This is a genomic window from Paenibacillus silagei, assembly GCF_017874735.1.
Lineage (GTDB): Bacteria > Bacillota > Bacilli > Paenibacillales > Paenibacillaceae > Paenibacillus_AQ > Paenibacillus_AQ silagei.
This window is the reverse complement of the sequence record NZ_JAGGLV010000002.1, coordinates 148,523-162,118: the sequence shown is the minus strand read 5'-3', so window position 1 is coordinate 162,118 and position 13,596 is coordinate 148,523. Positions and strand designations below refer to the sequence as shown.

The following is a 13,596-nucleotide window of genomic DNA, read 5'->3' as shown; positions in this document are numbered from 1 at the left end:
AGTGTGACGGCTTTCCTCGCACAAACTTTACGGAGAAGAGGGTTGTACAGATGAGGATGAAAAAAAGATTGGCAAGTGTGGTATCGGCCGGGCTGACACTGGCGCTGGTCCTGCAGGGATGCTCTTCCGGAAATACAGAGAACGGAGCGGCCAAGGCATCGAACGGGCCCGCAGCAACAGAGAGCGCAGGCGGCAGTCCGGTGGAGATCTCCTTCTGGAATATGTTCGGCGGCGGGGAAGGGGAATTCGTGGACCAGATCATCAAGGGCTACAATGACTCGCAGCAGGAGGTTAAGGTCAAACAGCTCCGTCTCGAATCCAACGAGTATTACGCGAAGCTAGGCACAGCGTTGTCGTCCTCCAAGGGCCCGGATGTTGCGGTAGCCCACGTGGAGCGGATCTCGCCGTTCGTGAAGGCCCAGCAGATTGTGCCGGTGGATGAGCTGGCCTCCAAGGCAGGCTTTGATCTGAAGCAGATTTCGGATTCCAATATCAAGAGTGTATCCTATGACGGTAAGCCTTACGCGGTTCCGCTGGATACCCATTTCCACATGTTCTACTACAACAAGGACATTCTGGAGAAGGCCAATCTATTGAACGAGGACGGTACGCCTAAGCTGGATGATATGACCCCGGCAGGCTTCGAGAAGACGCTCTCTGAGATTCAGGCCAAGGTGCCGGATGTCCAGGCGATGGCGGTGAATACCCCGTATTTCCAGGAGCCGTTCCTTAATCTGTATTATGAAGCAGGCGGCGAGCTGCTGAACCCGGAGATGACCAAGGCGAGCATTAACAACCCGCAGGCACTGGATGTGCTGAATTTCTATATGGATGTCTTCAATAAAAAATATGCCGATCTCAATGACAAGACACCATGGGATACCTTCCATAACGGCAAAGCCGCCTTCTGGTTCGGCGGGGTATGGGAAGCAGGGCTGCTGCTGGGGGATGAATCGCTGCATATCGGCGCTATGCCGCTGCCCCCGATCTTCGGCAGCCAGACGCACTGGGGCAGCTCCCATACGCTGGTCATCCCGTCCTACGTGACGCCGGAGAAGCAGGAAGCCGCAGCCAAGTTCATGAAGTACTTCTCCGAAGTGGGCGGGGAGATCTGGGGTCAGGCGGGCCATGTGCCGGCGAACAGCAAGATCACAGAGAGCGAAGCCTACAAGAGCCTGCCTTACCGCAGCGAATTCATCGAGGCGCAGAAGACAGTGAAGTTCGCGCCTCCGACCGATAAATATACGACGATTATCACCACCGTTTCCGAAGGACTGCAGAACATTATTTTTGGCAGCGAGACGCCGGAGGATGGCCTGGCTAAGCTGGAGAAACAGATTAACGAAGTGCTGGAGAACTAGCCTTATCTGACTGGATTGGGATGAACTACTGCCAGAGGCAGGTCAGTCCCAATCCGGCTCATGATTCATTTCAACTGAAGGAGAGAGATAATGATGGAGCGGAGCTTGAGTGAGAAAAGGCCGACTGCGGCTCTTCGCAGAGCAGAGCCTGTACACCTGCTGACTGAACTGAAGGCTATTCTGTACCTGATCCCGTTCCTGATCCCGTTCACGGTGTTCTATCTGTGGCCGGTGATCCGCGGAGCCTGGATGAGTCTGCATGTGTGGGGCATTCAAGGGATGCAGAAGTATGTGGCATTGGCGAACTATGCAAAAATACTGCAGAATTCAGATTTCTATGCTTACCTGTGGAACTCATTCTATTTCGTGCTGCTGTGCGCGCCCACGGTCATCATCCTGGGCCTGCTGCTGGCCCTTATTATTAATCAGCGAATCTGGCTGCGGACCGTAATCCGCTCGGTGTTCTTCCTGCCGTATGTCCTGTCCGTCTCCGTGGTCAGCTTCATCTGGCTGCGGCTGCTGGATGCGAAGAACGGCCCGGTGAATGCAGCCTTACATATGCTTGGCATCAACGCAGACATTAACTGGCTTACGGATCACCGGTTTGTGTGGTGGGCGATTACCCTGGCAACGGACTGGTGGAGCGTCGGGTTCGTCATGGTGCTGTTCCTGGCAGGTCTACAGGAGATTCCGGCCGACCATTATGAAGCGGCGAAGATTGACGGTGCGAATGCGTGGCAGCGGTTCTGGAGCATTACTCTGCCGGGACTGTCCAGTGTGATGAAGATCCAGATCTTTTATCAGATTATCAACTGTCTCAAGCTGTTCGGGCAGGTACAGATTATGACCGGCGGCGGGCCGGGCGATTCCACGAATACGATGATCCGCTATATCTATGTCACGGGGTTCAAAAAGGATATGTTCGGCATGGCTGCGGCGCAGTCCATGGTGTTCTGCTTCATCATGCTGCTGATCGCCGTGATTCAATTCAAAATTACAGACCGCAAGGACGGATAGGAGAGGAGAAGATTCATGAAGAAGCTTGCTTTAAATACTGTGGCTATTGTGCTTGCCCTGCTGTTTGTTTTTCCGCTGATCTGGATGTTTCTCACCTCCCTGAAGCCCGATGGAGTGAATGTCTATACGCTGGCCGATTGGGTGGATTGGTCGGATCTGAATACCGGTAACTATGTCAAGGTCATTAGAGATTCACAGATTCTGCTCTGGACCTGGAACAGTCTGTTGATCGGCGTACTCACTACCCTGATCTCCATTCTGCTTAGCTCGCTGGCAGCCTTCTCGTTCTCCAAGCTGCCGTTCCGCACAAGGGGCATCTTCTATGTGCTCATTGTCTCAGGCCTGCTGATTCCGACAGAAGCTATTCTGATTCCGCTCTATGAGACTGCGCTGCATCTTGAGCTGATCGATAATATCTGGGCCATTATCCTCCCGGGACTGACCAACCCGATCGGTATTCTGCTGCTGAAGCAGTTCATGGACGGCGTGCCTAAGGATTATATTGAAGCCGCGCAAATCGACGGCAGCCGCAGCTTCCGGCTCTGGTGGAGTATCTGCCTGCCGCTGACGCGCTCGGCGATGGTGTCTGTCGGGATCTTCTTTTTCATCCTCTCGTGGAACAATTTCCTCTGGCCTTATCTGGCGATTACCTCGGAGGAGAATATGATCCTGTCGGCAGGGCTGCCCACCTTTTTGTCGAATAATAATATGTCGCTCAATCTCATTATGACAGCCAGCGCCCTGGCGGCGATTCCGACGATTGTTGTCTTCATCCTGCTCCAGCGTCAGATTGTCCAGGGCGTAGCCATGTCGGGGGTCAAGGGGTAGCCTGAACCATATTATATACCGGGAAAGGGATATAGGGCATGCGTACATCTCCTGAGAGTTCTGCCAGGTCCTTGCGGCTCCGCTTGCTATCCTGGATCATCCAAATGAAGAGCAGCATGCGCTATAAGTGGATGCTGCTGCTTGTTCTCTTCTCCTTGACACCGCTGGTGGTCATGGGGATTATTTCTTTTTCCATCTCGAAATCAACCCTTAACGACAAGGCTACCGAGTATTCGGAGCATCTGCTCAATCAGACCGCTGATAATCTCGATACGCGCCTGGGCATCTACAAGGATATGCTGATGCAGGTGCTGAACAATCATGAGATTGTGGGAATGCTGCGGGCTCTTGATGGGACCACTCCGGCCAGCTATGATGTGGATAGTCTGTCTCTGACGACGAAGCTGTCCACGATTGTGGCAATTAATCAGGATGTACAGTCCATCTCCTTCGTCTCGGATAAGCACTATATCAAAGGTATCTACCGCTGGAGCACGCGCACGCCCGCCGAGGTGGAGCCGTTCCTTGCGACTCTTAAGGGCGGCAGCAATTTCCGCTGGTATCCGACCCGCTACGGCACTTATGTGGACAGCCTCAATTCCCAGAGCACCCATGTTTTCTCAGTCGCCAAGCAGCTCTACAAAATATCCGATGACAGTCCCCTGAAGATTGTTGCCGTGCTGGATATCCGAGAGGATGTGATTAAGGAGCTGGTCTCGAAGGCGGTCAGCAATAACCGTGACCTGCAAAGCTTCGTGATAGACGGCGGAGGCAGGCTCGTCTCGTACCCGGACAGCGGGCTGATCGGCCGGAGCGTGAGCGAGGTCCTGGGACAGGCAGGGTATGAGCAGCTCATGCGTACCGGACAGGAGGAAACGAGGTTCCCGCTTGGCTACAAGGGAGACAGCCTGATCGTGAATGCCAAGAAGCTGCATACGAATGACTGGGTGGTCGTCAATGTGATCTCCAAGGCGGCGCTGTATCAGGATTCCAACCGCCTGCTGCAGATTTTCATCTTCGTCGGGCTGCTCTGCATCATCTTCTCGGTCATTGCCGCGCTGGTGCTGGCGAACTCGATTACGAACCCGATTCTGAAAATGATCCGGCTGATGCGGCAGGTGATGTCCGGCGAGCTCAGCGTCCGCTACAAGGCCAAAAGCCGGCATGATGAAATCGATATTCTCGGCGACAACTTCAACGCAATGGTCGTGCAGATCGACGGACTCCTGAAAGCGGTATATCTGGAGCAGGACCGGAAACGGATGGCTGAACTCAAGGCGCTGCAGGCGCAGATTAACCCGCATTTTCTATACAACACGCTGGATATTATTAAATGGACGGCGCTCATTCAGAAGGCCAATAACGCGGCGGAGATGGTCAGCTTATTATCGCGTCTCTTGCGGATCAGCCTGGGCCGGGGGGAAGAGACGGTTACGGTGGAGGAAGAGATCGAGCATGTACAGTGTTATCTGGGCATACAGAAGTTCCGGTTCAACTTCAAGATTGACACTATCATTGAGATGGATGAAGACGTCCGCCGCCTGCGTACGCCGAAGTTGATTCTCCAGCCCATTGTCGAGAATGCGATCATCCATGCTTTTGGGGAGATGGAGTCCGGCGGTATGCTCCGTATCTCCTGCACCAAGGCACCGGGCAACCTGCTGTGGTTCGAGGTCACTGACAACGGCAAGGGCATGGACCCTGTACAGGCCTGTAGTCTGCTGGACGGGCAGGCGCGGGAGGAGAAGCCGGGAGGCATCGGGCTGGCGAATGTGGACGAGCGGATCAAGCTCATTTGCGGCAAAATGTACGGGCTGGACCTGCGCAGTGAACCGGGAAAAGGGACGTCTATCCGGATCAAGCTGCCGCTTATCACAGACGACACAAGGGGGAACCACTGATATGTACCGGGTCATTATCGTAGAAGATGAATTTATCGTGAGATATGGCATCCGGTCGATGATTGAATGGGAAGCCATCGGGATGGAGGTCACCGGGGAGGCCGGGAACGGCCGGGAGGCGCTGGAGCTGATGGCCGCCGGACTGCCCGACATCCTGATTACGGATATCAAAATGCCCGTCATGGACGGCATTGAGCTGATTGCCGAGGTGCGCAAGCTGTCTCCGGACCTAAAGATTGTTATCCTCAGCAATCTTGAGGACTTCCAGTATGCCAAGGAAGCGATTAAGCAAAATGTCTCCGACTATATCATCAAGTCGGATATGATGCCGCGCGACTTCGAGCAGGTACTGCTTAAGCTGAAGGACAGCCTCGAAGGGGCGCAGAAGCCTTGGGAGCAAAAGTCTGCGCCAGCTAAAATTGCGCCGGTGCATAAGGAGAACTTCCTGATCGAGCTGCTGGAGCTCGGGGCGGTTCAAGGCAGAATCGAACACGATACACTTACGCGGGCAGGGCTTGCGGAGAAGCGGCCGCTTTATGTGCTGCAAATTCTGCCGGGGGGCAGAGCAGAGCCGGAGTATGGGCAGGGAGCAGCGGTAATCCGCAGCCTGCTAGAAGAGATAGGTCTTAACGATCCTGTTCTCGGCTATGAGCTGATTCGTGACAGACAAGGTGTACTGCATGTAATTGTAACCTCAGAGGTAATGGTACAGACCGGTAAGGCTGCGATTATGGACCGCTTACTCAGCTCCAGTGAACAGTTGATTCTCCGGCTATCCAGACAATACGGCTGGACTGTAACGATTGGCATTAGCGGAGAAGTCAGGGAGTGGGCGGATTTGAAAAATGCGTATGTCCAGGCCTCAGGCGCTGCAAGGATGAAGCTGTTCATGGGAACGGGGCGTGTGCTGGTTCACGGTAGCGGTGAACTGCAGGCACAAGGGCCGCAGTCTCACGCTGCACAGCCTGACACAGCGCAGCATCAAATGACACAGTCAGGGACTACACTAGCGCCATCGCTCCAGATTAGCAGCCATCAGATTCAGTCGATGGTCTATGCTTTTCAGTCGCGGGAGCTGGAAGAATATCTGGAGCAGCTGTTTGGTCAGCTGGCTGTGCGCAGGGATGCGGAGCTGGTGCAGATTATTTCACTGGAGCTGTTGATGATTCTAACCACTCTGTGGCCGGATGTGTCGAAGGATGTAGAGCAGGTGCTTGAGCTGAAGAAGCAGTACTTTGACGAGCTGTCCAAGCTGGAGACGCTGGAAGAGAGCCGCGAGTGGTTCCTGCAGGCCTTCCAGGCGCTTGTTGCACATATGAAAGAGATGTATAATAGCGACCGTAACAGTATTATTAAGGCGACTCAGTATATCCGGCAGTATTATCATCAGGAGATTACCCTGCAGTCGATCAGCGGGCTGGTCCATCTGAGCAAGAACTACTTCGCCAATCTGTTCCGCAAAGAAGTAGGGGAGAGCTTCCTGGAGTATCTGACCCGCATCCGCATTGAGAAGGCGAAGACCTTGCTGACCGGCGAATTGAAGGCTGGCGACATAGGCAGTCTGGTCGGCATCCAGGACCCGAAGTATTTCTCCAAGGTATTCAAGAAAATCACAGGCGTATCTCCCTCCGAGTATCGCGCGCTGGTCCGCAAGGAGCGGTAAGGAAGCCTTGCGGCGGAACTTATTGCAAACGCTTACAATATTTAGGTAGCATGTACAGGAAAGTAGAGTCAGGGTGAGCCAGTTAAGTGAAGTGAAAGGGATTTGTCCCTCTGGTGGTGCTAAGTAATGTTGGTGAAGAGCTCAAGTACACATGAAGTCGCAGAATGATGCCCAAACGAACAATTAAGGAGCATAACTCTTGCATTATTCGTCCGTTAGATTGATTTATGTTTCAAGGAGGAGGAGAAAGATGAAGCTGATCCTGCCTGTTCTGCTGCTGTGTCTGCTGCTGTTCACGGGCTGCGCGGATTTCTCTTCCAGGCATACGGAGCCGCCGGAGCGCAGCACGCCTGTGACGATCTCCTTCTGGAATCCGTTCGGAGGGGGAGAGGGCGAATTCGTAGAGCGGATCATCCATGACTATAATGCTTCCCAGAGTGAAGTGTTCGTCAAGCAGCTCAGACTGGAATCGAACGAATATTATGCGAGACTCCGCACCGCTCTGTCCTTCGGCAAGGGGCCGGATGTGGCGGTCATCCATGCTGACCGGCTGTCACCCTTCATCAAAGCGCAGCAAATTATACCGCTCAATGCTCTGGCACAGCAGGGCGGATTCCAGTTCAATCAGATCGGGGAGCAGAACCTTCAGAGCGTCAGCTATGCCGGGCAATACTATGCAGTGCCTCTGGATACCCATTTCCATATGCTCTACTATAACAAAGCAATCCTGGCCAAGGCCGGTATATTATCTGCTGACGGAACACCGCTGCTGGAAGAGACTACACCGGAGGGATTCATCCGCCTGCTGCGGCAGATTGCAGCCAGGGTACCGGGTGTACAGCCTATGGCGGTGAACACCCCTTATTTCCAGGAATCCTTCCTCGATCTGTATTATCAGGCGGGTGGAGAGCTGCTCAGCCGGGACGGCAAGCGGGCAGCCATCTATAATGAAAAGTCCGTAGAGGTGCTGAGCTTCTATCAGCGGCTGTTTGACGAGGGATTAAGCGATTTGAGCGATAATACACCTTGGGATTCTTTTGACAAAGGGCAGGCAGGCCTATGGTTCGGCGGAGTATGGGAAGCAGGCCACCATCTGGACAATAAGGCGCTGGATATCGGGATTATACCTCTCCCGCCGATCTTCGGCAGCGCAGACCATTGGGGAAGCTCCCACACCCTGGTGATTCCGGCCTATACCACCGTGGAGAGGCAGGCAGGTGCCCTGGACTTCATGAAATACTTCTCGGAGGTGGGAGGAATGATCTGGGGCGAGGCGGGGCATGTTCCGGCGAACTCTACTGTTGAGCAGAGCCGGATGTACCGGGAGCTGCCTTACCGGGAGCGGTTTATTCAAGCAAAAGATCAGGTCAAATTCGCCCCGCAGACGGATAAATATGCGGCTCTGTTCACTGCAATGTCCGAGGAACTGCAGCATATCGTGCGCAACCGGATACAGCCCGAAGCGGGACTTAAGCGGCTGGAGGAGAGTCTGAATCAGATTCTGGCGAACTAGGTGATCAGCTCCGGGACCGGACAAAAACCAGGGTTCGCGGTGCACAGAGCTGTGGTGAAGTCGGGCCGTGTCTTCCTCAGCACAGCGAAATAACTACGGATGACATGATTCAGCTCAGGACTGCCATTCTGGAAGGATAGGGACTTAAGGGTCTGGACATGGGTGTAATAGTATTTGGTCTTCTGCTTAGGCAGCTTGTAGACGGTTGGCGGAACATACGTAGTGACGTCAAAAAGATTGGCATAGCGGTAGCTGCTGCGCACATACCGGCTGAAGGCGTTGGCAAAATCCGGGTCGCCTACACGCGGAGACCCGTAAGTATACAGCCGGGGGGTGGTGAAAGCGGAGTTGGCAGCAACATCCAGCGCACATAGAGTAGCCAGTGCCCCGCCAAGGCTATGGCCTGTTACATATAGCGTCTTCTCCGGAGACAGAGTGCCAAGCACGGAGAGAATGGCATTCCGAGCGGATGCATAGATATCGGTGAACCCCCGATGGGTCATGCAGGGCTCCTGGATGTATTTAAATTTCTTTTGCGCGGCATTCATGTTCGAGAGCCAGTCATTGGTGGAGATGCTTCCGCGCCAGGCAATAATGATCTCCTGCGGTGATTCCAGAATGAAGCCGAACAGCTCCCACACATTCCCCATTGATTTCGCCTGGAAGCTATGCACGGCCGAGAAGTCCGCCGGTACCACGAACGCACCCTCCGCATTGGCAAACTGGGTATAGGTCTGTCCGCAGACAGCCGCCAGAAAAATCGCCCATTCCGCCTCACCTGTCATGGTACTCATTCTGCATCCCGCCTTTCTTTATATCTGTGTATGATGGGAAGGCGGGATTGGTGCCTAGCGGGCAACGAGACCCGGCTTAAGAGAAACGTCAGCCACTCACAATGGCCTCGAAATCTACCTGTGTCAGCTGCCGTGAGACCTCCCACAGCCTGGATGCGGCAGCCCGGTCCAGTGCTTGCGGAGCCATCTTGCCGGGCTTAGGCAAGCCTCTGGTTTCTGAGAGTCTGCCGGGACCGTAATAGACTCCCGCCTTGGCCTCCGGTGATGTGGCGGCAAACAGTGCAGGAAGTGCGCCTTGGGCCGCCGGCTGGAACAAGATTGGCCCAAGCAGTCTGCGGAGAATGCCGGGAGCGCTGTTTGGTCCTGCCCCATTCAGCAGCAGGTCCGTACGTGATATCCCCGGGTGAACCGGTATGCTCAGCAGGTTCCATCCGCCCAGGTCACTGCGGCGCTGCAACTCAAGAGCGAACATAATCATCGCTATTTTGGATTGGGCGTAAGACTGCCCGGCATGATAACGGCGTTCAAATTGCAGGTCGTCAAAATGAATGGAGCCACTCCGGTGGGCAATACTGCTTAGACTGACCACCCGGGGCTCCTTTGCTTGGCGCAGCAAGGGCATCAGGTACGCAGTGAGCGCGAAGTGTCCAAGATAATTCGTACCGAATTGCAGCTCGAACCCGTCTGCGGTGACTTGGCGTACAGGTGGAGTCATGACGCCAGCATTGTTAATCAGGAGATCAAGACTGCGCCACTGAGTATTCATTCTTGTGCCGAATGCCTGCACAGAAGCCAGACTGGCAAGATCCAGCACCTCAAAACGTATGTTGGCTGAAGGAACGCTTGCGGAGATCCTTTTAACCGCTTCAGCTCCCTTCGCTGCATTCCGGCCCGCCAGGATAACCTCTGCCCCGTGCCGTGCCAGTTCAAGCGCGGTTTCGTAGCCGAGTCCGCCTGTACCAGTAACAACGGCCGAACGCCCCTGCTGGGAAGGAATCTGGGCAGCTGTCCATGTGGGGAATTTGTCCATTTTATGTTCTCTCCTTTGTTTGTCCGCCAGGTGCATTAATACATAGTTGACCCGCCGTTTGTTATACTCCATGCTAATACTTAGAGATTTATCGAAGTCAAGCCACTTTCAAAAACCCATGGTGAGGTGAAAAGCTGATGTACAGTATTAATGAGGTAGCGGCGATTTGTGAGGTAACAGCACATACGCTCCGCTTTTATGATAAGGAAGGGCTGATGCCCTTTGTCGGACGCAATGAGGCGGGGAACCGGACCTTCTCGGAGGGGGATCTGCTTATGGTTAAAGTCATCTGCTGCCTGAAAAACACCGGTATGCCCATTAAAGAGATCAAAAGGTATATTGATCTGGTAATAGAAGGCGACAGCACCAGGGAAACGCGGCGCGGGATGATGATTGCACACCGGAAGGAAGTGCTGCGGCAGATGGAGGAACTGAAGAAAAGTCTGAATATTATTGATCTGAAGGTGGCTATGTACGAGACCCATAATATGGACTTGCTGCGGGAGATTTAGGGGCTGGACAGTTAGAGTTATCTCTAACCGATTAACCAATGTATGTAATTCAGAATATGACGCAACGAAAGTGTGTGTTGGAATCAAAGGAGCAATCGAAATGGTCGAGGAACGTATCCTGCTTGGGGAGATAAGCATTAACGCTAAGTATTCTTTAGAAGACAAGCCTGTCATCCTGTTGCTTCATTTCAGCGGCGGAAACCTGCATATGTGGGATGGAGTTCTCCCGCAACTGGTGCAGGACTACAGCATCCTTGCACCGGATCTCCGGGGGCATGGCCGGTCGGACAAGCCGGAGACTGGCTATCATATTGACGAGATGGCAGAGGATATGTATCAGTTACTGAGGCATTTGCAGGTGGACAAGTGCCACGTAGTAGGAAGCTCCATGGGGGCGCAGGTAGCGGTCAGTCTGGCAGCAGCTCATCCTGAGCTTGTAGCGTCCCTAGTGTGTGAAGGTGCGCTGAATAACGAATTTGGCGAATATGGTATATTTGACGGCACGGCGGAAGCGGTGGAGCAGAGGAAAGTGCAGCTTCGGGCAGAACTGGAGGAATGGAAGGAACCGTACTTTGACAGCGTTGAATCGTATGTAGCCCAGCAGCGGGCTGAGCTGACTGCGGAGGGCCTGTGGAATGAATATTTCTGTGCGTTCTATACGCATAGCCTGGAGCAGCATCCAGACGGCAAGTATATCTATTGTTATCCGAACCGTGTCAGAATCGAATACATAGTGAAGTATTGGGAGCTGTCTTTTGAACACTATTATCAGACAATACAATGCCCGGTCCTATTCCTGCCCAGCGAAGCGGAATGGAACGATGAACGGGTCCGCAGCAGTCTGAATGCCTTCGCAGAGCTGCTGGACAGCTATGAAATTGCGCGGATCCCGGATTCGCTTCATGCGTATGTCTGGATGCAGCTTCCGCTTCAGGCGGGTCAGGCTGTGCGGGATTTTCTGGACAAGCAGTTCTAACCCTACCAAGCATATAAAGAAGCCCGGTTCAGAGACAGGACTCCGAACCGGGCTTTGCTGTGTGCAGGATGGTGCCTATTTTCAGTTCTTATTCGCCCTCCGGCGGATCTTCAACTACCCGGTCAGGCAGCTGAGTCACATAGCTGTCGGACATGCGGAGCAGCTCCAGCGCCCGGGTGAACTCATCTTCTGTCGATTGAAGCAGATCCGTGCCGTCACCGGACAGGGTGTAATGCTGGCCGTCCTCGAACCCGCTGCCTGACAGGAACAGCTCTTCATTATTAACGAATGAACCCGTAGGCAGATAATAGCGCTGCGGCAGCAGGTTATACGCGGTCTGGTTAAGCAGATCCTGTCCGAAGTGGATATGATAGTCCAGCGGAACCCCGAGCAGATTGGCAACGGTCGGCAAAATATCCACCTGGCCGCCTAACTGCTCCTTCAGTGCCGGTGTGGTAATGCCTGTGGCTGAGATGATCAGCGGTATATTAATCAGATCGCGCTCATTATATTCATGGTCCAGAATCTCCTCCAGCAGGACCTTGTCGGCCTCTTTTAGCGAGAATATAGGAAGACCCCGGTGATCGCCGTAAAGGACCACTATGCTGTTATCCCACACACCGCTGCTCTTAAGCTCATCAAGAAATTGGCCCAGCGCATAATCCGCATAGTTCTCAGCCCGGATATAGTCACCGACCAGCGTCCCTTCGTACCGTTCCGGCAAGGTCATCTTGTATTTGCTCTCCGGGATCGAGAACGGATTATGCGACGACATCGAGATGACATGGGCATAGAAGGGCTGTTCACGCTGATCCATCCGCGCAAGCTCCGCAGAGGTCTTTCGGTAGAGAACTTCATCCGAGGAGCCGTAGAAGACGGCATCCTCTTCACCGAAGTAGGTTTTGTCGTAATATTGATTGAAGCCCAGCGCTTTATACAGCTCCCCGCGGTTCCAGAACTCTACATTATTAGTATGAAAAGTCGCGGTATCGTACCCCTGTGCCTCCAGCAGCTTCGGCAGACTCGGCAGCTCCTTCGGAGCATACTTATCTGTGGCCGGACCGTCCGGCGGCACATAAAAGGAAGTGTTGACGATGAATTCGGCATCCGAGGTATTGCCCTGGCCTACCTGCTGAAAGAACCGGGGGAAATAGTAGCTCCCGCCGGCCAGCTTATTCAGGTTCGGTGTAATTTCGGTTCCGTCCACGGACAGATTGATCAGGAAGTTCTGGAGCGACTCCATCTGCAGGATGATCAGATTCTTACCCTTGGCAGCCCCGAACAAGACCGGATTAGCCTTCTGCTGAATGCCCTTTGTCATGTCGATGCCAGCCTGGGAGATTTGCGCAGGGTCCATAGGCTCCTCTGCGGGTTCACGCAGCAGGGCGTAGGCTTCATAATTGAGAATGCCCATTTGCTCTGCCTTGACATTCTCATTCATACTGGCTTTATTGGGGAAGATATTCATCATGCACAGCGTAAGCGAGATGCAGAACAGGATAGCCACTGCCTTGCGGTTGCTGGGCCGGGACATGGAATGCTTCCAGGCGAGCGCTTTTTTGCGTCTGAGCATGATCAGGCTGATAATAATGATGTCTACGAAGATAAGCATATATTGCGGATGCACGACGGCGAATATACTTTTTTTGACGGCGCCTACCTGTTTGACCTGTCCGAAGACCTGAGACGTAGCAATCATACCAAAATGATTATGATAGACGATGAGAGAGAAGAACAGTACAGTAATGAGCAGATTGACGATCAGATAGATGGCGACCTTGTGCTTGGTGGCGAACCATTCGATGAGGCAGAACAGCAGCAGCACGAACGGGATTTCCTTCAGCCAGGTGGTCCAGGTTGGACCGTCCTCGAATAAGTAATACCAGGCGAAATAACTCTTCACCAGCATGATCAGCGAGAAGAACAGAATCGACCTTTTTCGAAGCGAACGTGATTCCTTGTAAGGCATTGCGTATGCGCATCCTTTTCTATATAATCCAT

General features: G+C 53.5%; 11 protein-coding genes. 8 read left to right on the top strand and 3 right to left on the bottom strand.

The features are described 5' to 3' along the window. The first annotated feature begins 56 nt into the window (after window positions 1-56). From J2Z70_RS04095 to J2Z70_RS04070, 6 genes are all read left to right on the top strand, one after another. The gene (locus J2Z70_RS04095) at window positions 57-1,361 is read left to right on the top strand and encodes an ABC transporter substrate-binding protein (RefSeq protein WP_245367970.1); all 1,305 of its coding nucleotides are present in this window, start codon (window positions 57-59) and stop codon (window positions 1,359-1,361) included. Window positions 1,362-1,454: 93 nt separating this feature from the next. After that, entirely contained in the window at window positions 1,455-2,378 is a 924-nt protein-coding gene (locus J2Z70_RS04090; protein WP_209869696.1) for a carbohydrate ABC transporter permease, read from the top strand. Window positions 2,379-2,393: 15 nt separating this feature from the next. After that, window positions 2,394-3,206, top strand: coding sequence for a carbohydrate ABC transporter permease (locus J2Z70_RS04085; protein WP_209869692.1), 813 nt, complete (start codon window positions 2,394-2,396; stop codon window positions 3,204-3,206). A gap of 104 nt (window positions 3,207-3,310) precedes the next feature. Then, window positions 3,311-5,107, top strand: a complete 1,797-nt coding sequence (locus tag J2Z70_RS04080) for a cache domain-containing sensor histidine kinase (RefSeq protein ID WP_209869690.1) — start codon at window positions 3,311-3,313, stop codon at window positions 5,105-5,107. Window position 5,108: 1 nt separating this feature from the next. Continuing rightward, the gene (locus tag J2Z70_RS04075; protein WP_209869688.1) at window positions 5,109-6,770 is read left to right on the top strand and encodes a response regulator; all 1,662 of its coding nucleotides are present in this window, start codon (window positions 5,109-5,111) and stop codon (window positions 6,768-6,770) included. Window positions 6,771-7,020: 250 nt separating this feature from the next. Next, window positions 7,021-8,283 (top strand): extracellular solute-binding protein, encoded by a 1,263-nt coding sequence (locus J2Z70_RS04070; protein ID WP_209869684.1) that lies wholly within the window; start codon window positions 7,021-7,023, stop codon window positions 8,281-8,283. Here the strand turns inward: J2Z70_RS04070 and J2Z70_RS04065 are convergent. Next, window positions 8,280-9,077 carry a lipase family protein gene (locus tag J2Z70_RS04065; RefSeq protein WP_209869681.1) on the bottom strand — a complete coding sequence of 266 codons (798 nt, stop codon included), beginning with the start codon at window positions 9,075-9,077 and terminating at the stop codon, window positions 8,280-8,282. The two genes, J2Z70_RS04070 and J2Z70_RS04065, sit on opposite strands and share 4 nt — an antisense overlap. Before the next feature lie 88 nt (window positions 9,078-9,165). Beyond that, entirely contained in the window at window positions 9,166-10,107 is a 942-nt protein-coding gene (locus J2Z70_RS04060) for an SDR family oxidoreductase (RefSeq protein WP_209869679.1), read from the bottom strand. A 137-nt stretch (window positions 10,108-10,244) separates the two neighbouring features. Here J2Z70_RS04060 and J2Z70_RS04055 point away from each other — a divergent pair, with 137 nt between their 5' ends. After that, window positions 10,245-10,619 (top strand): MerR family transcriptional regulator, encoded by a 375-nt coding sequence (locus J2Z70_RS04055; protein WP_036733172.1) that lies wholly within the window; start codon window positions 10,245-10,247, stop codon window positions 10,617-10,619. A gap of 100 nt (window positions 10,620-10,719) precedes the next feature. Further along, entirely contained in the window at window positions 10,720-11,595 is an 876-nt protein-coding gene (locus J2Z70_RS04050; RefSeq protein WP_209869676.1) for an alpha/beta fold hydrolase, read from the top strand. Between the two features lie 88 nt (window positions 11,596-11,683). Here J2Z70_RS04050 and J2Z70_RS04045 read toward each other — a convergent pair whose 3' ends face one another. Beyond that, entirely contained in the window at window positions 11,684-13,564 is a 1,881-nt protein-coding gene (locus J2Z70_RS04045) for an LTA synthase family protein (RefSeq protein ID WP_209869674.1), read from the bottom strand. Window positions 13,565-13,596 lie beyond the last annotated feature (32 nt).